Raw genomic sequence first — 20,752 nt, forward strand, 5'->3', positions numbered from 1 at the left:
CGGGTGTTAGTCCGGCCCGACCCCGGGTGGCAATGGCTTTCGCCGGTTATCCTGCATTGCGAACGCCAATGCCAACAGCGCCGCCAGCGCGTCGGTCCGCAACGGATAGTCAACGGCGGAATGGGCCAGCAGGACGGCGCATATCCACCACAGCGACCAAGACGCCGTCCCCGACCGGGTCTGCAGCTTGCCCGCAGCAAACGCTATCAGCGCGAGCGGAGCCGCCATGGCCACTGCCAGGCCGAGCCAACCCCCTTCCAGCATGAGCTGGAGATAGTCGTTATGTGCTGCGACCACGAAGTTACCGTCGAGCGTGTCGAGATCCTCGAAGGTCATGTAGACAGGAACGAAGCTGCCCCAGCCGGAACCCCACGGGAAATAGGCCCGTGCCGCTGCCAGCGTGGTTTCGGCTATGTGGAAACGATCATCCTGCGCCAGCCCGGCAAAGCGGTCGAACACAGGAGCAAGCGCGGGGACTTGCAGGAGCACCACTGCTGCCAGAATCAGGGCCAGGCCCCCGCCCAGGACGGTGCGGACAGAAGGACGCCACCACAGTATTTGCGACACCACTATGGCCACCAGGCCGAGTACGATGCCGGCGCGCGAGGTCGTGGCCAGGATGCCCGCGAACAGCAGCAGGCTTGCCGCCAGCATGACCGGGCTGGACCGACGGTCCCGCTCGTTCTTGCGCAGTGCCGGGAGCAGCAGCAGTGCACTGGCAAGGAACGCTGCCAGGTGATTGCGATTGGCGAAAAGCCCGGTGGCGTAGCCCGCGTGATCGATATCATAAGGGGCGAGCGTGCCGGAGATGCGCTGCACCACGCCGAGAACTGCCATGACGAGCGCTGCGCCGACGATACCTCGCAACAGGATCCGCCGTTCGTCGGCGCTCAGCCGGCCTGCGGCGACCAGCAGCACCAGCGGGGCTGCCAGAGATGCCAGCGCCGCCCCTGCCGCGCCGGGATCGAGTGCCAGTGGCCTCCATCCCGGCTGCATCCCTGCAGCGAGCAGCACATCGGCGGCAAGCGCGCGTCCCGGCAGGGCTGTCCAGACCGAAGGGGGCAGGGGTACCAGTTGCAACCAGGCGAGACCGTAAAGGGCGAGCGCAAGGCGCGCGGGCCAGGCCAGCGGCTCGCTGCGCGTGCCTGCAAGAAGCAGACCCAGCACAGGCATGGCAGCGAGAAAGCAGACCAGCACATTGGCGGGTCGCGCGGTACCGCCAGCGATCAGCACCACGGCGAGCTGGCAGGCGACGGCGGCGAACAGCCAGTCCTTGCGCGAGGGGGCGAGCGGGTCAGCCGCCATGATCAAGCCATTCGCCGAGCCTGCCGTGCGCCCGAGCGGTCGCCAGCAGGTCGCGCTGCAGGAGCGAGTGCCCCGTTTCGCGCAGGCGCCGCGCGAGCCAGCCGCCGCCGGTTTCGCCGGAGCCCGCCGTCCCGGCCGCTCCATGCCGTGGCCGGTCCCTGCCGCGCAGGCGCCGTGTCGCCTCGGCAAGACCGCCGCGAACACCGCCGCGCTGCCATCCCTGCACGACCGCAGTGGTGGCACCGACCGTCTTGCGATGGTCGAGGTCCTGCAGCAACAGGTCGGGCGTGATGTCGGCAATGTGCGGCGGCAGCATCGGCTGGAAACCCGATTGCGCCAGCAGGCCGGGGCTGCACCAGCGGTCCGCCAGCGCCACGACCAGCGCCGCGCCCCGTTCCCACCCGCCGGCCTGCGCCATGTGACGAAGGTCCTGCCAGTCGAAGCCGCCATGGCGGGCCATCATGGCGGTGTCGACCAGGCTGAGCGGGCCACCGTCGAGCCGGTTGGAATAGGCTGCATGGACTAGGGCATGGGCCATGCGGTCGAGCGGCACCAGATAGGGCACCGGATCGTCGCCTTCGCAAACAGCACGCTGCAGCATCGCCGCGCTGTCGCACGCGGGCATGACACGGCCGATCGTCTCGCTGCGTTCCCAAAGCCGCATATGCAGCTCGATCCTGACCCCGTCGGGCGCAAGCAGTGGCGGCAGGTGCTTGTCGTGATGGAGCATCTCTTCCGCTGGCCGGGCCGAAGCCTCTTCTTGGCGGTAGCCATTTGCAACCAGCAGGTCGAAAGCCGGCAGCACGTTGTCCGGCGCCAAGAGCAGGTCGAGATCACGCATCGGCCGCTCGGCGGCGGCTGGATAGGCGTGCCAGGCGGTCCATGCACCCTTCAGCGCCACCGCGCGAAGGCCCTCGCTCTCCAGCAGGGAGAGGGTTTCGAGCAGACGCCGCCGCATCGCGAGCGCGGCAATTCCGCTGGCGCGGTGAGCCGTCTGCCATTCGGCGCGGACCTGCGCGGGGATCGGCAGCGAGAGTTCCCCGCGCGCAAGCCGGGCATGGAGATAGGGTGCGATGCGGTGCTGGGCCGCCATGGCCGATACCTGCGCCCAAGCGGAGGCATCGAGTATGGGCGAGGCGCTCGCATCCGGCGCCGGACCGACGAGGGCCAGCAGGAACCGTCGCAGCTCGCCCCGGCCCGGCATGGCGCCAGGCTTCAGTTCTGCGGGACCGAGAACGTGCCCCGCACACGGCCGCCGCTCTGCGTGGTCGAAACAGGCGCATCGCCGGCGGTCGTCGTCCCGCCCGAAGCGCGGCCATCGATGCTGGCCACGCCGGTATCGAGATTGATGACCAGCCGTCCGCCGCTGAGGTTGTCGCTGCCCCGGCTGAGGCGGACATTGCCGACCATGGTGATGAGCCGGCTGTTGAGATCGTAGATCGCCGTCCCGCCCGAGGCCCGATCGCTGCCGCGGGTCACCACCACGCCCCCGGTGGCGGTAATCCGGTTCACATCGAGGCCGCTTGCATCGGAATAGTTCACCACCATCCGGTCCGATCGGACCGTCAGCCCGGCCTGCGATACAGTCACCGCACCCGACAGCAGCACCCGGTTCTCGCGGTCGCGCACTTCGAGCCGGCCGGCATCGAAATCGACCGGCGCGCGCGAATTGTGCCCGCCGAAGCTCTGCGCCTGCAACTGGATGCCGCCGGCGATGGCGCAGGTCGCGGCGAAACCGATCGCGAACAGGCGGAGCGGACGGGCAAGCTTGGTCGACAGGGTTTCGGTCATCGCGGCATCCTCATGGACTGGTTCACTTGGCCCGGCACCATGCGCAGTCTGGCATTGCCGTCGAGCGCGACGATGCGGGCGTCGAGATCGGCTTCGAGCCGATCGGCGGAAAAGGTTCCTGCCGGGATCGCGCCCTCGACCCCGTCGGAGCCCGTCAGGCGCTTGTTTTCGAGGTCGATGGCGACACCGCTGGCAACGAAGCGATAGCCGTCGGCAGCGGTCACCATCAGCGGCCCGGTGACCTGCAGGACCTCGTCCGCAATCGAATAGGTCCCGCCTTCGGCCGTCAACTGGCCAGGCCCGTCGCTGAGCAGGATCCGGGCAACGACATCCTGCAGCCGGACGACGCCTTCCGCGCTCGAGCGTTGCACCGCTTCATTTGCGGTCAGCGAGAACGGCCGCCCCTGGCTGTCGGTGCCGCGATACAGCGCATTGTCGACCCGCAGCCGTTCGTCGATCTGGGCCACTTCGTCGCGGTCGAGCAGGAAGGATATCTCGCCGCGCGGGCTCAATGGGGTGATCACCATCAGCGCGGCGACGACGCCCACCCCGATCGGCAGCGTGGTGCCGAGGAACTTGACCAGCGTGTCGTGGAACCCGCCGGGCGCAGCGAAGGCCTGGCGCCCGCGGCGCAGTTCCTTCGCATCCAGCGTCTCGATCCGTGGGGCGTGGTTCATCGTCGCCTTGGCCTGTGCCTACATGTGGCTGAATATATCCTGTTCCTCCCACCCGGCGAGGTCGAGCCGCGCACGGGTAGGCAGGAAATCGAAACAGGCCTGGGCGATGGCGGTGCGGCTTTCGCGCTCCAGCCGTTCGACCAGTATGGTGTGCATCCGGTGGAGGAAGCGCACGTCGCTGGCGGCATAATCGCGCTGCGCATCGTTGATGACAGGCGCGCCCCAGTCGCTCGACTGCTGCACTTTGGACAGGCTTTCGCCGAGCAATTCCTCGACCAGGTTCTTGAGGCCGTGGCGATCGGTGTAGGTGCGGGTCAGCTTGCTGGCGATCTTGGTGCAGAACACCGGCGCGGCGGTGACGCCGAGATAGTACTCGATCGCGGCAAGGTCGAAGCGGGCGAAGTGGAACAGCTTGAGCCGCTGCGGATCGGCCAGCAGCGCCTTGAGGTTGGGCGCATCATAGGCGCTGCCCGGAGCGAAGCGGACGAGATGCTCGTCGCCGCTGCCGTCGCTGATCTGGACGACGCACAGCCGGTCGCGCCGGGTCACGAGACCCATGGTTTCGGTATCCACCGCCAGCGGCGCATCGCCGCTCAGCACGCCTGCAGGCAGGTCTTCTTCGTGAAAATGTACAGCCATAGGGCCAAGGCCTCTAGGCCGATTGGGGAAAGAGGGAAAGGGGAGTTGGCACGGTCGGTGCCCAAGGCCTAGCAGTCTGGCATGAACGACGTTGTTCCTCCGGCGTGGCAAGCCGCGCTCGAACCTGCGCTGGGCACGCCGGAGGCGCGGCGGCTGGGCGGCTGGCTGCGGGCCGAGGAGGAGGCCGGCAAGGCGATCTATCCGCCGCGCGGCAGCCGCTTGCGGGCGCTGGAGCTGACCCCGCTCGATACCGTCAGGGTGGTGATGCTGGGGCAGGACCCGTACCACGGGCCGGGGCAGGCGCATGGGCTCAGCTTCTCGGTCCCGCCGGGCGTTCCCCCGCCGCCGAGCCTCGTCAATATCTTCAAGGAACTGGAGGCCGACCTCGGCATCCCGCGCCCCGCGCAAGGTACGCTGGAGCACTGGGCGCGGCAGGGCGTGCTGCTGCTCAACGCCTCGCTGACTGTGGAGGCGCACAAGGCCGGGAGCCATGCCGGGCGCGGGTGGGAGGCGATTACCGACGCGGCGGTGGCGGCGGTGGCAAGAAGCGAGCGGCCGACCGTCTTCATCCTGTGGGGCAGCCATGCCCAGAAGAAGGCGGGCAACATCCCGGAGCTTTCGGGCGGGCCGCATCTCGTCATCCGCAGCCCGCATCCCAGCCCGCTTTCCGCCCATCGCGGGTTCTTCGGCTCGAAGCCCTTCAGCAAGGCGAACGCCTTCCTCGAGGCGCATGGGCGCGGCGCGATCGACTGGGCTTTGGATGGCCGGGCGAGTTACGCCGAAACGCCGGTTTGAACCCGTGACCTTTCCGGTTCACCTCATGAAAACAGCAGGTTGCGTGCTGCTTGTAACCGGACTGTGTGACTTTCTGCGCCGCACCCTTCACCCCTTTCCGGTCACTGGAGCGACCTTGCGCATGATGGCGGTGTGTAGGACAGCGATTTAACGAAGGAGAGATCGATGAACGACGAGCTGGTCCTGTGCGAAATTGAAGACGGTATCGCCACCGTCACGCTCAACCGCCCGCAGGCGATGAACGCGCTGTCGAAGGCGCTGCGGCACCGCTTGTTCGAGGTCATGACCGCGGTCGATGCCGACGACGGCGTGCGCGCGGTGATCCTGACCGGGGCGGGGACAAGAGCCTTCACAGCCGGGCTCGACCTCAAGGAGCTGGGCTCGACCGCAGGCGCGCTGGGCGCGGCCAATGCCGCAGGTGCGGACGAGAACCCGGTCAAGGCGATCGAGCTGTGCCGCAAGCCGGTGATCGGGGCGATCAACGGGGTCGCCATCACCGGCGGGTTCGAGGTGGCGCTCGCCTGCGATGTCCTGATCGCCAGCACCAGCGCCCGCTTCGCCGACACCCATGCGCGGGTCGGCATCTACCCCGGCTGGGGGCTGAGCCAGAAGCTGAGCCGCATGATCGGCATCTCCCGCGCCAAGGAACTGAGCTTCACCGGCAATTTCCTCGATGCGGAGACGGCGAAGGCCTGGGGCCTTGTCAACCGCGTCGTCGCGCCCGACGAACTGCTTCCGCTCGCCCGCAAGCTCGCCGCCGACATGGCAACGATCGATCCGGCCTTTCTCGCCAACTACAAGGCGCTGATCGACGAAGGCTACGCCGCGACCTTTGGCGAGGGGTTGATACTCGAGAACGTGCGCTCAAGCGCGGCCAATGCGCAGGTCTCACCCGAAGAGGTCGAAGCGCGGCGGATGGCGGTGCAGGAGCGCGGACGGGGGCAGTAGGGTGCCCGCATTCAGGCGTAATTCGGTTAATTCGGAATGGCTGACATTGGGTGGAAAGCGGAAGGTCCGGTATCGGTCAGCCTTCCGGCAAAGCGGACAAGATGCTGACGATCAATCGGTCAGGGTCGTTCGAGAAGTCCCAATTGTTCGATTGACCCAGTCTGACGATGACAAGATTCCTGCTAGGTACGACGGCAACCAGTTGCCCAAATTGACCATTCATCAACAGTGTATCTGCAGGCAAGCGCGGTCTCGGCAATTGTACAGAGCCGTCCTTTTCGAAAGGCTGGTTCACCCAAACATGCAGTCCATATCCGCGTTCGGCACTCGCAGGCTGTGTCAATTGGCTCGCCTCAGTCCATCCCTTGGGCAGAACTCGCTGGTTTCCGCTCTTGCCATCGTGGAGATACAACAGCCCGAAGCGGAGCCAGTCGCGAGCGGTGGCGCTCGCACCAAAGCCACCATTGAGCGTACCGCTCGCATCGGGAGCGATTATCGCGCTAGCCATTCCCGTTGGCGCGAAAAGCTTTTCGCGCGGAAATCGAAGATAGGCTTCGGTGTCGTTGCCCAGCCTTTCCAACAGTAGCCGTGAAAGGATCAGGCTGGAGCCGCTGTTGTATTGAAACTTGCTGCCTGGCTCTCCTTCAGATTTTTGTTCCGCTGCGTAGGCCGCCATATCCCGTGAATGATAGGTCATTTTCAGTATCGGACTGAGAGGATCGCCTGTAGCCTCACTCCAATGCGTGGCGGTTGTCATGTGGAGAAGGTCCGCCATAGTTATCTCTCGACGCGAGTCATCGCCTTCCAAATCGTGCCATGCTTTGAGGTCGGCCCTATTACTCAAGAAATCGGGATCGTCGGCGTAGGCGATCCCGATTAGTGCCCCCAAAATCGTCTTCGTGAGCGAATAACCGGGGAGCGCAGTTTCGTCGGTAACGCCATCCGCGTAACGCTCGCCGACCAGCACACCACCATGATAGACGAGCAGAGCGCGTGTGTTGCGCTTGCTAGATGCATCAGGCTCGGCGAACGCTCGCTGCATTGCAGTATTCAGGCGACTGTTTTGCGCCGCTGAGGGATCAGGCTCGCTCCAATCGTCGGCCGTAGTTGGAAGCGGATCGTCTAATCCGTCCGGGACCGAAGGAAGGTCGTCTTCATAATCGGTCAGAGTGCACCCGAGACCTTCGCGATAGATAGCGGTTTGCGCGCCCATACCGAGCATTGTGGCAGACACCTTACCCGCATCAGCATCGACGGAAATCGAGACATAGTCGAGGATGGGATGAAGACCGGCGAATTCCTCGCGTTCCAATCTTTCAACAGAACGGCCCGAAACGAACAGAGCCGTGCAAGCGGTCATCGCCTTGTAGCCGGTTCCCGATGGGGCAATACGAGAGAGATAGCCGACGGCAGCTGCAAGCAGCACCAGCACCAAGCCAAGCGAAACAAAGGTAACAGTTTTGCGCCGGATCATCGGCCGTTCTCCTCCGGCACGGAAGTGGGAGCTAGCAGCTTATCCATATGACTCGAGAGACGCTCAAGAAGATCGAGCGCAGCTTCGATCTGCTCTTCATCCGCCCCGACGGTTTTGGCTGCATGCAGCAAAATAGGGCGCTCGCGTTTTGTAAACTCATCCAGCAAAGTCAGCCCTGATTTGGTTGGCGCCACAAGTTTGCTGCGCTTGTGCCGAGGGTTTTCCAACAGTTCGGCCAAACCGGCGGCGACCAGAGCGTTGACGACCTTCTGTACGTATTGCCGACTGACCGGTCGAAGAGCGGCGATCTCGGGAACGGTGCGCAACTGTTCAGCCGCCGCATCCCTCAGAACGCCACGCATGGCGGAAGGACTCACACCACGGGATGCGCTAAGGGATTCGGAATAAATAGTATCCACAACCGCGCTCAGCTTGAAATGCGAGCGGCTGATTTGATCTCCTAGGCGGAGAAGCTTCTCGGCGATCCTTTGGTCATTCTGGCTCATCTTAATCGGATGAGCTATGGCAACTTAGTTGTCAAACTCTATCGGCAGCTTTCCGGCTCCTGAAGTTAAGTTTGGTATGTCCGCAACTGGGTCGTTTGCTGAACGTCTGCATTTTGGTGTGACCCGTCTAAACTCTGACCTCAGCTTTCGCTCAGAACCGCGTCACCGCCCTCAGCCCGACAGCCCAGCCCGGTTTCCGCGCCGTGACCGTGCTGTCGATATACTGAACGTCGGCGGTGATCCGCAGCGGCTTGGCGACCTGGAAGGTATAGAAGGCTTCCGCGCCTTCCTCGTCCTCGAAGCCGACGAAGGGCGCGAGGTCGTTGACCAGCTTGTCGGCCAGCGAATAGCGGAACCAGCCGAGGCCGAAGTGATCCTGCGGGCGGAACGGGACATCGCCCGAAACGCCGAAGATGCCGCTGACGTCGAGCGGGGTCGGGTCGCCGTCGGAAAAGAACACCTGTCCGAACGCGCCCCAGCCCTTGCCCGGTGCATCCTTGTAGAGTCCCAGATACTGGTAGGCGGCGAAGACCACGCTCGCCTGCCCCCGGGCGTTGCCGAAGCTGCCGCCGGGGATCGGTCGCAGGCCCGCGGGCAGCACCTCGACCGGCGGGCCCTTGCGCGTCGTGCCCGACAGCTTGATCGCGTAGTAGCCCGGCTTGCCGCCTAGCTTGACCGGGAAGGTGACCGAGGCGAGCGCGCCGACGCCAGTCGAGAACGGGCTCTCGAAGCCGGTCTCCTGCGTCTGGATCACGGGGTCGAACACCCACAGCCGGAACAGCGCCTTCTTCGTCGGCACGGTCAGCATCGCGCCGAGCATGGATTGCGGCACGATGGTGCTGGGGGGCAGGGCGAAGGCGAGGTTTTCGAACCCCTCGATCCCGCCGCCGCCGACCACCGGCAGGCCGGCGGCGATATCGAGCACGTTGACTTTGCCGACTTCCAGCGAAGTGCCCGATTTCCAGGTCTTCTTCACGCTCAGCGACAGGTCGGACTCGGTGCCGTCATCGGTCGGGTAGAACAGCCCGGTCTGCACCGGCAGCACGCCGATCTCGCCGTTGATGCCCTGGCCGTAGCGCAGCTCGGGATGGATGTTGACGGTGATGGAATCGTCGAGGCCGAGGGTGGAGCCGGTGACCCGGGCATAGATGTCGACCCGCCCGCCATAGCGCCACCGGTCGTCGACATTCTCCCGGATCGAGGTGCCGAGGAACTGGGTCCAGGCGAATTCGATGTCCGGCGCTTTCTGGCCCTGCGCGGCAACAGGGGCAGGCGCGGGAAGCGCGACGGCCGGATCGGCGGTGCCATCGGCGGTGTCATCGGCGGCGCCATTCCCGGGTCCGCCAAGAGCTTCGCTTTCCTGTGCGACCACGGCAGCGGGCGATACGGATGCCAGCAGAAAGCTGCCCCACGCAGCAGCAACGCGCATAAGCAACGGAAAATCCCTCCCGATAGTCCCGGCCGCACTGTTGTGCTGGCGATGTGCGCGATCGAAGCCCAAGCCTAGCGAGAACCCCTTGGCGCGCAAGGGCTTTGCACCCGGGCGAGCTGAGAGTTTACGACTAGCGCGGCAATTCGGTTACGCCCATCAGCGCCTCGTCCACGGCGCGCGCGCACTGGCGCCCTTCGCGGATCGCCCAGACGACCAGGCTCTGCCCCCGGCGCATGTCGCCGCAGGCATAGACTCCCGGCTCGCTGGTGGCGTAGCGCTCGGTATCTGCCGCCACATTGCCGCGCGCGTCGAGCGCGACCCCGGCCTTGTCGAGCAGGCCGCGTTTCCGTGGGCCGGTAAAGCCCATGGCGAGCAGGATCAGGTCGGCGGGCAGGGTGAACTCGCTGCCGGGCACCTCCTGAATCTTACCGTCCACCCATTCGATGCGGACGCATTCGAGCCCGGTCACGGTCTCGCCGTCGCCGACGACGCGCTTGGTCAGCACCGACCAGTCGCGCTGCGCACCTTCCTGGTGGCTGGAGGAAGTGCGCAGCTTGAGCGGCCAGTCGGGCCAGGTCAGCGCCTTGTCCTCGTGCTCGGGCGGCTTGGGCATGATTTCCAGCTGTGTCACGCTCGCCGCGCCCTGCCGGTTGCTGGTGCCGACGCAGTCGCTTCCCGTGTCGCCGCCGCCGATGACGATGACATGCTTGCCCGTCGCGGTCAGCGTGCCGCGCGGCGCGGCGCGCACTTCGTCGTCGCCGGCATTGCGCTTGTTCTGCTGGGTCAGGAATTCCATCGCCAGCCGCACGCCCGCCATTTCCGCGCCGGGTATGTCCAGCCCGCGCGCTTCCTCGGCTCCGCCCGCCAGCACGATGGCGTCGAAATTCTCCTGCAGCGCCTTGAAGCTGACCTCGACGCCCACTTCGGCGCTGGTCTTGAAGGTCACCCCTTCGGCTTCCATCTGCACGGCGCGCCGATTGATGAGGTGTTTCTCCATCTTGAAGTCGGGGATGCCGTAGCGCAGCAGCCCGCCGATCCGGTCCTGCTTCTCGAACACCGTCACCGCATGGCCCGCGCGCGCCAGTTGCTGGGCGCAGGCCATGCCCGCCGGACCGCTGCCGATCACCGCGACCGACTTGCCGGTCTGCTTCTCTGGCACCTGCGGCTTGATCCAGCCTTCGCGCCAGCCGCGATCGACGATGGCGCATTCGATGCTCTTGATGGTCACCGGCTGGTCGATCAGGTTCAATGTGCAGCTCGCCTCGCACGGGGCGGGGCAGATGCGGCCGGTGAATTCAGGGAAATTGTTGGTCGAATGCAGCACCGTCAGCGCGTTCTTCCAGTCGTTTTCGTAAACGAGGTGGTTCCAGTCCGGGATGATGTTGTTCACCGGGCAGCCGTTGTGGCAGTAGGGGATGCCGCAGTTCATGCAGCGGCTGGCCTGCGCGGCCAGTACCTCCGCAGGCGGTTCGATCACGAATTCGCGATAGTTCCCGACGCGCTTTTCAGGCGCGATGTAGTCGCGCTCGCGGCGGTCGAGTTCGAGGAAGCCGGTTTCCTTGCCCATTACCTGTGACCCTTATTCCGCCGCTTCCATGGCGGCTTCGCTCTGCTCTTCCTCAAGCGTCTTCAATGCGCGGCGATAGTCGCTCGGCATGACCTTGACGAATTTCGCCAGGGCCGTGTCCCAGTCCTCCAGCAGTGCCGCCGCCTTGGGCGAGCCGGTGTGGAGCTTGTGCCGCTCGACCAGGATGCGCAGCCGTTCGGCGTCATGGCGCAGCATGTCGCCCATGCCGAAATCGTGCACGCTTGACGGACGCTGGCGTGGCCGACCCGAGCCTTCCTCCGCGTCCGCTTCGCCGGTGATCCGTTCGAGCTCGACCTGCGCCGGGTTGACCATGTCGGCGAACGCACCGTCCTCGTCGAGGACATAGGCGATCCCGCCGCTCATCCCTGCGGCGAAGTTGCGCCCGGTCTTGCCGAGCACGACCACCACGCCCCCGGTCATGTATTCGCAGCCATGGTCGCCGGTGCCCTCGACCACCGCGATCGCGCCCGAATTGCGGACCGCGAAACGCTCGCCCGCGACGCCCTGGAAATAGGCCTCGCCCGCGATCGCGCCATAGAGCACGGTGTTGCCGACGATGATGTTCTCGCCTGGCGTGCGGTCGGCGCTGGCCGGCTGCTTGACGATGATGCGCCCGCCACTGAGGCCCTTGCCGACATAGTCGTTGGCATCGCCGGTGAGGTCGAGCGTGACCCCGTGGGCCAGCCACGCGCCGAAACTTTGCCCGGCGACACCTGTCAGCCTGATGCGGATCGTGTCGGGCGCGAGGCCTGCATGGCCATGGCGCCGCGCGACCTCGCCCGACAGCATGGTGCCCGCCGTGCGGTTGACGTTGCGGATGGTGCGGTCGAGCACCACCGCCTCGCCCCGCTCCAGCGCCGGACGGCAGGCGGCGATCAGCTCGTTGTCCATCGCGCTGTCGAGCCCGTGGTCCTGCGTCAGCGTGTGGTGCAGCGATGCGCCTTCGGGCAGGTCGACGCGGTGCAGCAGGCGCGACAGGTCGACCCCGGCGGCCTTCCAGTGGCGCTCGACCCGGCGCATGTCGAGCCGGTCGACCCGGCCGATCATCTCTTCGACCGTGCGGAAACCGAGTTCGGCCATGATGGCGCGCAGTTCCTCGGCGACGAAGAAGAAGTAGTTGATGACGTGCTCGGGCGTGCCGGTGAAGCGCGCGCGCAGCACCGGGTCCTGCGTCGCCACGCCGACCGGGCAGGTGTTGAGGTGGCACTTGCGCATCATGATGCAGCCCGCCGCGATCAGCGGCGCGGTGGCAAAGCCGAACTCGTCCGCGCCGAGCAGAGCGCCGATGGCGACGTCGCGGCCCGTGCGCAGCCCGCCATCGACCTGCACCGCGATACGGCTGCGCAGGTCGTTGAGCAGCAGGGTCTGCTGCGTCTCGGCAAGGCCGATTTCCCACGGGGACCCTGCATGCGTCAGGCTCGTCAGTGGCGAAGCGCCGGTGCCGCCTTCATAGCCCGAGATGGTGACATGGTCGGCCTTGCACTTGGATACGCCTGCGGCGACCGTGCCGACCCCGACTTCGCTGACCAGCTTGACCGAGATGCGCGCGCTGGGCTGCACATTCTTGAGGTCGTGGATCAGCTGGGCGAGGTCCTCGATCGAATAGATGTCGTGGTGCGGCGGCGGGCTGATGAGGCCCACGCCCGGGGTCGCATGGCGGACCGCGCCGATGCGCTTGTCGACCTTGTGACCGGGCAACTGGCCGCCCTCGCCGGGCTTCGCGCCCTGCGCCATCTTGATCTGGATATCGTCCGAATTGACGAGATACTCGGCGGTGACGCCGAAACGCCCGCTGGCGACCTGCTTGATGCGGCTGCGCATCGAATCGCCGTTGTCGAGCGGCGCAAACCGGAACGGCTCCTCGCCGCCTTCGCCGGTATTGGAGCGCCCGCCGATGCGGTTCATGGCGATGGCGAGGGTCGAGTGCGCTTCGTGGCTGATCGAGCCGAAGCTCATTGCGCCTGTGGCAAACCGCTTGACGATCTCGCTCGCCGGTTCGACTTCGTCGAGCGGGACCGGGCCATGCTCGGCCGGTTTGAATTCCATCAGCCCGCGAATGGTCAGCAGCCGCTCGCTCTGCTCGTTGATCGAGGCGGCGAAGTCGGCATAGTCCTTGTAGCTTCCCCCGCGCACCGCATGCTGCAGCGAGGCGATGTTCGACGGCGTCCAGGCATGATCCTCGCCGCGCAGGCGGAATTGGTAGATGCCGCCGATGTCAAGCATCTCGCGGTGCAGCGGATCGTCGCCATAGGCGATCTCGTGCCGCCGCACGGCTTCTTCCGCCACTTCCTTGAGGCCGATGCCTTCGATGGTGGTGGCGGTGCCGGTGAAATACTTCTCGATGAACTCGCTCGACAGGCCGACCGCGTCGAAGATCTGCGCCCCGCAATAGGACTGGTAGGTCGAGATGCCCATCTTGGACATGACCTTGAGGATGCCCTTGCCGATCGCCTTGATATAGTTCGCCTGCACCTTTTCGGGCGCCATGTCGGGATGGCGGCGCTGGCGCAGGTCCTCTAGCGTTTCGAACGCGAGATAGGGATTGATCGCTTCCGCGCCGTAACCCGCCAGCACGCAATAGTGATGCACTTCGCGCGCCTCGCCGGTCTCGACGACCAACCCGGTCTGCATCCTGAGGCCCTGCCGGACGAGGTGGTGATGCACCGCGGCCGTGGCGAGCGCGGCGGGGATCGGGATGCGGTTCTCGTTCTGGGTCCGGTCGCTCAGGATGAGGATATTGGCGTCCTGCAGCACGGCCTCGGTCGCGGCCCAGCACATTTCCTTGAGCGCATATTCGAGGCCCTCGGCCCCGCTGCTGGCATCCCAGGTGATGTCAACCGTGGCGGTGCGGAAGGCCCCGTCGAGCGCCAGCTCGACCGAGCGGATCTTGGCGAGATCTTCGTTCGTCAGGATCGGCTGGCTGACCTCGAGCCGCTTGTGCGTGCCCGCGTCGAAGCCGAGCAGGTTGGGGCGCGGACCGATCATGGAGAGCAGGCTCATCACCAGCTCCTCGCGGATCGGGTCGATCGGCGGGTTCGTCACCTGCGCGAAGTTCTGCTTGAAATAGTCGTAGAGCAGGCGGCTCTTCTGCGAGAGGACCGCGATCGGCGTGTCGGTGCCCATGGAACCGATCGGATCGTCGGCGCTGAGCGCCATCGGTTCGAGGAAGCGGGTGATGTCCTCCTGCGTGTAGCCGAAGGCCTGCTGGCGATCGAGCAGCGTGGTCTCGTGCGGCGGCACCTCGGCCAGTTCGGGATCGACCGTTTCGAGGTCTTCGAGCTTGTACTGCGCGCTGGCGAGCCAGTCGGCGTAGGGCTCCTCGGCGCTGAGGCCGGCCTTCAGCTCGGCATCCTCGATGATGCGGCCTTGCTCGAGGTCGATCAGCAGCATCTTGCCCGGCTGGAGCCGCCACTTGCGGACGATGTCTTCCTCCGCAAACGGCAGCACGCCGCTTTCGGACGAGAGGCAGACGATGTCGTCCCTGGTCACGCAATAGCGTGCCGGGCGGAGGCCGTTGCGGTCGAGCGTCGCGCCGATCTGGCGGCCATCGGTGAAGGCGACCGCCGCCGGCCCGTCCCACGGCTCCATCAGCGCGGCATGGTATTCGTAGAAAGCGCGGCGGCCCTGATCCATCAGCGGGTTCTTGGCCCAGGCTTCCGGCATCAGCATCATCATCGCATGGGCGAGGGAGTAGCCCCCCACCACCAGCAGCTCGAGCGCATTGTCGAGGCAGGCGGTGTCCGACTGGCCATGCGGGATCAGCGGCCACATCTTGTCGAGATCCGGCCCCAGCAGCTCGCTTTCCATGGTGCGGCGGCGGGCGTTCATCCAGTTGACGTTGCCGCGAACGGTGTTGATCTCGCCGTTGTGCGCCATGAAGCGATAGGGGTGGGCGAGCCGCCAGCTGGGGAAGGTGTTGGTGCTGAAGCGCTGGTGGACGAGGCCCAGCGCCGACTGGCAATCGGGATCGCGCAGGTCGTCGTAAAACGAGCCGACCTGGGTCGCGAGAAGCAACCCCTTGTAGACCACCGTGCGCGAGCTGAAGCTCGGGATATAGGCGTCGGTGAGGCCGGGCAGGCCATGCTTCTCTGCCAGCTTGGCGAGCGGGTTCAGGGTCTGCTTGCGGATCACCACCAGCTTGCGCTCGAATGCGTCCTGGTTGGCGCAATTGGCCCCGCGCGCGATGATGCACTGGCGGATCACCGGCATGGAAGCGATCACTGCCTTGCCGAGCCCTGCCGGTGTGGTCGGCACGTCGCGCCAGCCGATCACCTGCTGGCCTTCCTTGGCGGCGAACTTTTCCAGCTGGCCGACCACGAAATCGCGCGCCGCCGCATCCTGCGGCAGGAAGCACATGGCAACGCCGTATTCGCCTGGCGCGGGCAGGTCGAAACCCTCTGCCGCAGCCCACTTGCGGAAGATCGGGTCGGGCGTTTGGATCAGGATGCCGGCGCCGTCGCCCAGCAGCGGGTCCGCGCCCACCGCACCGCGATGGTCGAGATTCTCGAGGATCTGCAGCGCCTGGCTGACGATGGCATGGCTCCGCTCGCCCTTGATATGCGCGACGAGGCCGACGCCGCAGGCGTCATGCTCGTTGCGCGGATCGTACAGGCCCTGCGAAGCGGGGTTGGCCATGGCATTCTTCCTGTCGTTTGCCTTGCACACGCCGATAGCGGCGGGGCGCGGCAATTAAGCACGCGTCTCGACGGGCGTTCCCGGACCGAAACTTTCGCGAACCGGCCTTGTGACGACAGGAAGTGTTTTTTGCAAGCGCGAAGGGGTGAAGAATAGCTTCACATGACGCAAGAACGCCCCGCTTCGCAGCAGGGCGTCCAAGATGGGGCGGGGTGGCGGAGCCGGGCCTGCTGTCAGGCGGCGCCGCTCATCCGCTGCAGTTTCTCGAGCGCTTCGCGCAAGGCCCGTTCCGTTTCGGCCGGATCGGCCGGTTTCTGGGCGGGATATGTCGGGGTGGCTGCAGCCATGCCGGAGCTGGCGAAGGCGCTCGGCGGTGCATCGAACGGACGCGGAGAAGCGGCGGGTGCTGCCGGTGCCGTTCCGTGGCCGGGGAACACGACGACCGGTTCCGGTGCCGCAGGCATGTCGACCCCGTCCTCGTCCTCGATCCGCACGAATTCGCGCTGGCTGCCGAGCGGGCTCTTCATGCTGAGAAGCGAGCTGTAGGCATCCTCGTTGTCGTCGTCCTCGCCGGCTTCGGCAGCCTGTGCCAGCGGGTCGGCGAAGGCGAAGGGCTGGGGCGCGAATGTCTGGGGAACAAAGGGCCCGGGCGCATCGTGTTCGCCTGCGGGGGATTCCCCGGGCGCGCCGGAAGCCGCGACCGGCGCCGCAACGGCGGGCGCGTTTTCCTCGGCCGCATTGCCGGACTTTTCGAACATCCGTTCCGGGATACCGAAAGCCAGCGGCGACGAATCGCCGAAGGGATCGTCGTTGTCGTCTTCCTCGAACGCCCCGAGATCGAGCGGCCGCAGGGCGGCGGGAACGGACGCCTCCGCCTGTGCGAAAGCAGGGGCCGCAAAGGCGGGCTGTTCCGGGGCAGGCTCGGCCTCGTTGGCGGCATCGAACGGGCGGGCGAAAGCAAAGGGTACGGCGGCCGCATCGGCTGCGATTTCCGATTCTCCTTCGGAAACGGTAGCGACAACTGCCGGGACCGGCTCTTCGGCGCGGGCGTCATGCTCCTGCATCGACTTGGCGAAGCGGGCTATTAGATCGCTCATGGACAAATCCGCGAGCGGTGCAGCAGGCGCCGCAGGAACGGCGGCGGCAAAGCGCTGCGCCGGCATGGCGAACGGGCGTGCAGTCATGGGGTCTTCCTGTGCGGGTTGCCAGGCGATCGCTTCTCCGGCCGCTTCTCCGGCCGCGGCAGGGGCGGCGAAGCCATAGTCGGCGCCATCGCCGCCGGTGGCCTCGGGCGACGGGAAGGCGATTGGCGTGTCGAAGGGTCGCGTTTCGGCGGGCGCTTCGACCGTTGCGGGTTCGGCTTCCGCAACGACATTGCTGCCGTCGCGGCGATTGGCCGGGTCGGCCAGGGCAAAATGGTCCGGTTCAGGCGAAGCGGTGCCCTCGGTGACGTCATCGGAAACCGGTGCGTAGGGATCCTCGCCGGGAAGCGGGACGACCGCCAGATATTCGCTCGGACCCGAATCGTCGGTTACGGAAAGTGCGCGGCGACGGCCCGGCAACGTGGCCGGACCGGCTTCGCCATCGTCGACGTGATGCGGCTTGCCGAGGCCTTCCTCGCCGAGTTCCTCGGTAGCGACGAAGGGCTTCTTGGCGGGCCTGCCAGCCTCGCGCGCGGCGGCCCTGCGGCCGAACCGCTTGGGGGCGGCGGGAGCCTGCGACTGGACGACCTTGCGCGCCAGCACCAGCCCGATGATCGCGCCGAGCCCGGCGGACACACTTGCCAGCAGCAGCTTGGCGGTAAAACCCAGCGGCGGTGCCAGCGACGGAGCGATTGCGGCGATACCGGTCGCGTCCACCGTGCTTTCGAGCAGGATATCCGGGACGACGAGGCTGCCGATCCCCAGCAGGGCTGCAAACCACAGCGCAACGATGGCCGGGAAAAGCGGGTGGGCGCTGATCGGCGGCTGGTTGCCGCCCTTTCGCTGTACCGTCGATGCCTTGGTCATTCGTCCTGTCCTGTTGCCCCGGGTCTGTCTTCGTGCCGCATCAGGCAGCACGCGAGACTTCCCCATCAGGCTGACGGGTTAGCAAATGATGGTAAACGCTTTGATAACGATCCACATTGCGCGCCCAGTCGTGCGAACGGGCGACATGGCGGGCGGCGCGTTCGCGCATCGCGGGCCAATCCTGTCGGTGCCGCGCCAGGTCGTCGAGAGCCTCGGCGATGGCTTCGGGATCATCAGCAGCGAACAGCGTTCCGGTAACCCCGTCCTCGATCAGTTCGCGGTGTCCGCCGACATCCGATGCGGCCACGATCCGTTGCTGCGCCATGGCTTCCAGCGGCTTCAGCGGCGTGACGAGGTCGGTCAGGCGCGACCGCTTGCGCGGATAGGCAAGGATATCGACCAGCGAATAATAGCGTTCGACCTCTTCATGCGGGACGCGCCCGGCAAAGACGATGGCATCGGAGGCGTTGCCGGCCGACGCCTGGGCCCTGAGAGCCGCCTCCACTGGACCCCCGCCCACCAGCAGCAGTTGCGCCTCCGGCTGCCGTTCACGCAGCAGCAGCGGCATGGCGGCGACGAGGTCGTCGAGGCCTTCGTATTCGTAGAAGCTGCCGATGAAGCCGATCACCGGGCCGGTTCCGATGCCAAGCTGTGCGGCCAGCCCGGCGTCCCGTGCCGCCGGCTCGCCGAACAACGACAAGTCCACACCATTGGGAGACAATCCGATCTTGCCGGCGGGATGGCCTCGCGCGACCAGGTCTTCGCGCAGGCCGTGGCAGATCGTGAACACCGCATCGGCCTGCGCCACCACGCGGTTTTCCAGCGCGCGGGTCAGGCGGTACTTGAACGATCCTTCGCTGCCCGCCCCGTTGCCGACGGCGGCGTCTTCCCAGAAGGCGCGAATCTCGTAAACGACGGGTATCCCTAGCCGCTGACCGGCGCGAACGGCCGCCATGCCGCACAATGCAGGCGAGTGAGCGTGCAGCACGTCCGGGCGCCATTCGTGCGCCAGGGCGACGATGGCATCGGCCAGCCGCGCGATCTCGCGAAATTCGCGCACGCCCGGCGGACCCGACACGTTTCCGCGGGTACGATGGAACGTCAGCCCGTCTATGTGTTCCACATCCGGACCGTCGGCGGCGTGGCGCAAACCGGTGATCGCACGCAGCTCGATCCCCTTGGCCTGCTGGCTCGCCAGGATCGCACGGGTGCGGAAAGTGTAGCCGCTGTGCAGCGGCAGCGAATGGTCGAGGACATGGAGCACGCGGGTCATGCGCCCCTGTTAGCCGCAATGTGCTTAACGCCGCGTCAACTCCAAGCTGCTAGCCGCAGGCACCATGATCGACATGTTCGCCCTCCTGCTGGTACACGGCCTGCTGTTCCTTGCCGCGTTCCGGCTGATGGGGGACGATACGGTCGATCGCGACCCGGCGCTCGAACAGCCTCGGGCCGACGATCCGGACGGGCCCGCGGCCCCATGACCGATCTTTTCTTCCTCGGCTTCTTCGGCCTGATCATGGCGATGGGCCTGCGCCGCCCGTTCCTGTGGGTGCTGGCCTATCTGTGGGTCGATATCCTCGCGCCGCAAAAGATCGCCTTCGGCTTCTTCGCCTCGATCCCGGTATCATTGGTGGCGTTCTGTGCGGCCTTTGCCGGCTGGGCCCTGACCGACAGCAAGAAGGGGGTGCGCTTCACCCTCCGCCAGGGGTTGCTGCTATTCCTGCTGGTGTGGTGTTTCTACACGCTGCAGGGATCCGATTTCCCCGAACCTGCCGGAACGAAGTGGGACTGGGTATGGAAGGCCATGGTCTTCGCCATCTTCCTGCCCTTCACCCTGTTCACCCGCAAGCGGATGGAGGGGGCGGCCCTTGTCATCGTGCTTACCGTCGGGGCCATCGCCATCTCGGGCGGCATGAAGACCGTTTTCGGCGGCGGCGGCTACGGCGTGCTGTCGTTGTTCGTGAACGACAACAGCGGCATCTACGAAAGCTCGACCATTTCCACCGCCGCCGTCGGGATCATCCCGCTGATCCTGTGGTTCACCCGCCATGGCACGATCTTCGCGCCTGACCGGCGGGTCAAGCTGTTCGCCTGGTGCCTCGTCCTTGCCTGCCTTATGATCCCGATCGGCACTGTTTCGCGCACCGGCCTGCTGTGCATTGCGGTCTTGCTGGTGCTGGCCCTGCGCGATGCGAAACGGCGCTTCGCCTTCATCCTGGCGGGTGCCTCGCTCGCGCTGGTGGCGCTTCCGTTCCTGCCGCAAAGCTACTGGGACCGCATGTCGACCATCGGCCAGGCGGACGGTGACGAGAGCGCCTCGACCCGTGTTGCCGTGTGGAAATGGACGCTCGATTATGTCGCGGCCAATCCCGCCGGCGGCGGCTTCGATGCCTACCGCGCCAACAAGTTCACCTACCGCCTGCCGGTCCGCACGGGCGAGGGCAACATGAGCTCGGTCCGCTACGAAACGGTGACCGACGAGGGCCGCGCCTATCATTCGGCCTATTTCGAAGTGCTGGGCGAACAGGGCTATCCGGGCTTTGCCGCGTGGATGCTGCTGCAACTGCTCGGACTGTGGCAGATGGAAAAGATCCGCCGCCGCTGGAAGAACCGGACCGCAGAAGGCGAGCGCTGGCAGGCGCCCTTCGCCACGGCGCTGCAATACGCCCACATCATCTACCTCGTTGGCGCGGCTTTCCAGGGGATCGGGTACCAGCCCTTCATCATGATGCTGATCGGGCTGCAGATCGCTTTCCATAGCTATTGCCGGCGGCTCGATTCGCCCGCCAGACTGCCGATCGGCGCCCGGCTGAGGGCGGCAGGCGCGGCGCGGCCTCCCGGGGACGTAACGGCAAACCGGACCGCATTGCGCTAGGCCCTGCTATCCGCCATGAACGCGCGCAACCGGCGCGCCGTTCACGGGAATCGCGCCTTCAACGCGAGCAGGAGGATA

The 20,752-nt window shown here is 66.0% G+C and carries 16 protein-coding genes; 4 read left to right on the forward strand and 12 right to left on the reverse strand.

Annotation, left to right across the window (positions count from 1 at the left end; genetic code table 11):
- Positions 1 to 6 precede the first annotated feature (6 nt).
- The 5 genes from WAB17_RS06945 to WAB17_RS06965 are packed head-to-tail and all read right to left on the reverse strand — an operon-like array spanning position 7 to position 4,412.
- A complete protein-coding gene (locus tag WAB17_RS06945) occupies positions 7 to 1,305 on the reverse strand; it encodes an O-antigen ligase family protein (protein ID WP_435419281.1) in 1,299 nt (432 codons plus the stop codon).
- Complete coding sequence (locus tag WAB17_RS06950) at positions 1,295 to 2,509, reverse strand: nucleotidyltransferase domain-containing protein (protein ID WP_435419282.1); 1,215 nt, start codon at positions 2,507 to 2,509, stop codon at positions 1,295 to 1,297. The genes WAB17_RS06945 and WAB17_RS06950 overlap by 11 nt, the downstream gene beginning before the upstream one ends.
- An 11-nt stretch (positions 2,510 to 2,520) precedes the next feature.
- Positions 2,521 to 3,096 carry an LptA/OstA family protein gene (locus WAB17_RS06955; RefSeq protein ID WP_435419283.1) on the reverse strand — a complete coding sequence of 192 codons (576 nt, stop codon included), beginning with the start codon at positions 3,094 to 3,096 and terminating at the stop codon, positions 2,521 to 2,523.
- Positions 3,093 to 3,773, reverse strand: a complete 681-nt coding sequence (lptC, locus tag WAB17_RS06960; RefSeq protein ID WP_435419284.1) for an LPS export ABC transporter periplasmic protein LptC — start codon at positions 3,771 to 3,773, stop codon at positions 3,093 to 3,095. The genes WAB17_RS06955 and lptC overlap by 4 nt, the downstream gene beginning before the upstream one ends.
- 18 nt (positions 3,774 to 3,791) lie before the next feature.
- On the reverse strand, positions 3,792 to 4,412 hold the full coding sequence (locus WAB17_RS06965) for a ribonuclease D (RefSeq protein WP_435419285.1): 621 nt from the start codon (positions 4,410 to 4,412) through the stop codon (positions 3,792 to 3,794).
- A gap of 81 nt (positions 4,413 to 4,493) precedes the next feature.
- On the opposite strand from WAB17_RS06965, the gene ung reads away from it, so the two are divergent.
- Both ung and WAB17_RS06975 read left to right on the forward strand, forming a co-directional pair.
- Positions 4,494 to 5,207 carry a uracil-DNA glycosylase gene (gene ung, locus WAB17_RS06970; RefSeq protein ID WP_435419286.1) on the forward strand — a complete coding sequence of 238 codons (714 nt, stop codon included), beginning with the start codon at positions 4,494 to 4,496 and terminating at the stop codon, positions 5,205 to 5,207.
- 165 nt (positions 5,208 to 5,372) lie between these two features.
- Positions 5,373 to 6,155: an enoyl-CoA hydratase gene (locus tag WAB17_RS06975; RefSeq protein ID WP_435419287.1), complete on the forward strand. Its 783-nt coding sequence runs from the start codon at positions 5,373 to 5,375 to the stop codon at positions 6,153 to 6,155.
- A gap of 76 nt (positions 6,156 to 6,231) precedes the next feature.
- Here WAB17_RS06975 and WAB17_RS06980 read toward each other — a convergent pair whose 3' ends face one another.
- The 7 genes from WAB17_RS06980 to WAB17_RS07010 all read right to left on the reverse strand — a co-directional run bounded on the left by WAB17_RS06980 (position 6,232) and on the right by WAB17_RS07010 (position 19,072).
- Positions 6,232 to 7,629, reverse strand: coding sequence for a serine hydrolase domain-containing protein (locus WAB17_RS06980; protein WP_435419288.1), 1,398 nt, complete (start codon positions 7,627 to 7,629; stop codon positions 6,232 to 6,234).
- Positions 7,626 to 8,135 (reverse strand): MarR family winged helix-turn-helix transcriptional regulator, encoded by a 510-nt coding sequence (locus WAB17_RS06985; RefSeq protein ID WP_435419289.1) that lies wholly within the window; start codon positions 8,133 to 8,135, stop codon positions 7,626 to 7,628. The genes WAB17_RS06980 and WAB17_RS06985 overlap by 4 nt, the downstream gene beginning before the upstream one ends.
- A 151-nt stretch (positions 8,136 to 8,286) precedes the next feature.
- Positions 8,287 to 9,564: a carbohydrate porin gene (locus WAB17_RS06990; RefSeq protein ID WP_435419290.1), complete on the reverse strand. Its 1,278-nt coding sequence runs from the start codon at positions 9,562 to 9,564 to the stop codon at positions 8,287 to 8,289.
- A 133-nt stretch (positions 9,565 to 9,697) separates the two neighbouring features.
- Positions 9,698 to 11,134 carry a glutamate synthase subunit beta gene (locus tag WAB17_RS06995; RefSeq protein ID WP_435419291.1) on the reverse strand — a complete coding sequence of 479 codons (1,437 nt, stop codon included), beginning with the start codon at positions 11,132 to 11,134 and terminating at the stop codon, positions 9,698 to 9,700.
- Positions 11,135 to 11,146: 12 nt separating this feature from the next.
- Positions 11,147 to 15,790 carry a glutamate synthase large subunit gene (gene gltB, locus WAB17_RS07000; protein WP_435419292.1) on the reverse strand — a complete coding sequence of 1,548 codons (4,644 nt, stop codon included), beginning with the start codon at positions 15,788 to 15,790 and terminating at the stop codon, positions 11,147 to 11,149.
- A 233-nt stretch (positions 15,791 to 16,023) separates the two neighbouring features.
- Positions 16,024 to 17,799 carry a hypothetical protein gene (locus WAB17_RS07005; RefSeq protein ID WP_435419293.1) on the reverse strand — a complete coding sequence of 592 codons (1,776 nt, stop codon included), beginning with the start codon at positions 17,797 to 17,799 and terminating at the stop codon, positions 16,024 to 16,026.
- Positions 17,800 to 17,839: 40 nt separating this feature from the next.
- Positions 17,840 to 19,072 (reverse strand): TIGR04063 family PEP-CTERM/XrtA system glycosyltransferase, encoded by a 1,233-nt coding sequence (locus WAB17_RS07010; RefSeq protein ID WP_435419294.1) that lies wholly within the window; start codon positions 19,070 to 19,072, stop codon positions 17,840 to 17,842.
- 64 nt (positions 19,073 to 19,136) lie between these two features.
- Between WAB17_RS07010 and WAB17_RS07015 the strand changes: the two genes are divergently transcribed.
- Both WAB17_RS07015 and WAB17_RS07020 read left to right on the forward strand, forming a co-directional pair.
- Positions 19,137 to 19,280 carry a hypothetical protein gene (locus tag WAB17_RS07015; protein WP_435419295.1) on the forward strand — a complete coding sequence of 48 codons (144 nt, stop codon included), beginning with the start codon at positions 19,137 to 19,139 and terminating at the stop codon, positions 19,278 to 19,280.
- Positions 19,277 to 20,674, forward strand: a complete 1,398-nt coding sequence (locus tag WAB17_RS07020; RefSeq protein ID WP_435419296.1) for a putative O-glycosylation ligase, exosortase A system-associated — start codon at positions 19,277 to 19,279, stop codon at positions 20,672 to 20,674. Before WAB17_RS07015 ends, WAB17_RS07020 begins: the two co-directional genes overlap by 4 nt.
- The last annotated feature ends 78 nt before the right edge of the window (positions 20,675 to 20,752 follow it).

The organism is Parerythrobacter aurantius, from assembly GCF_045291475.1.
In the GTDB taxonomy this organism is placed as follows: domain Bacteria; phylum Pseudomonadota; class Alphaproteobacteria; order Sphingomonadales; family Sphingomonadaceae; genus Parerythrobacter; species Parerythrobacter aurantius.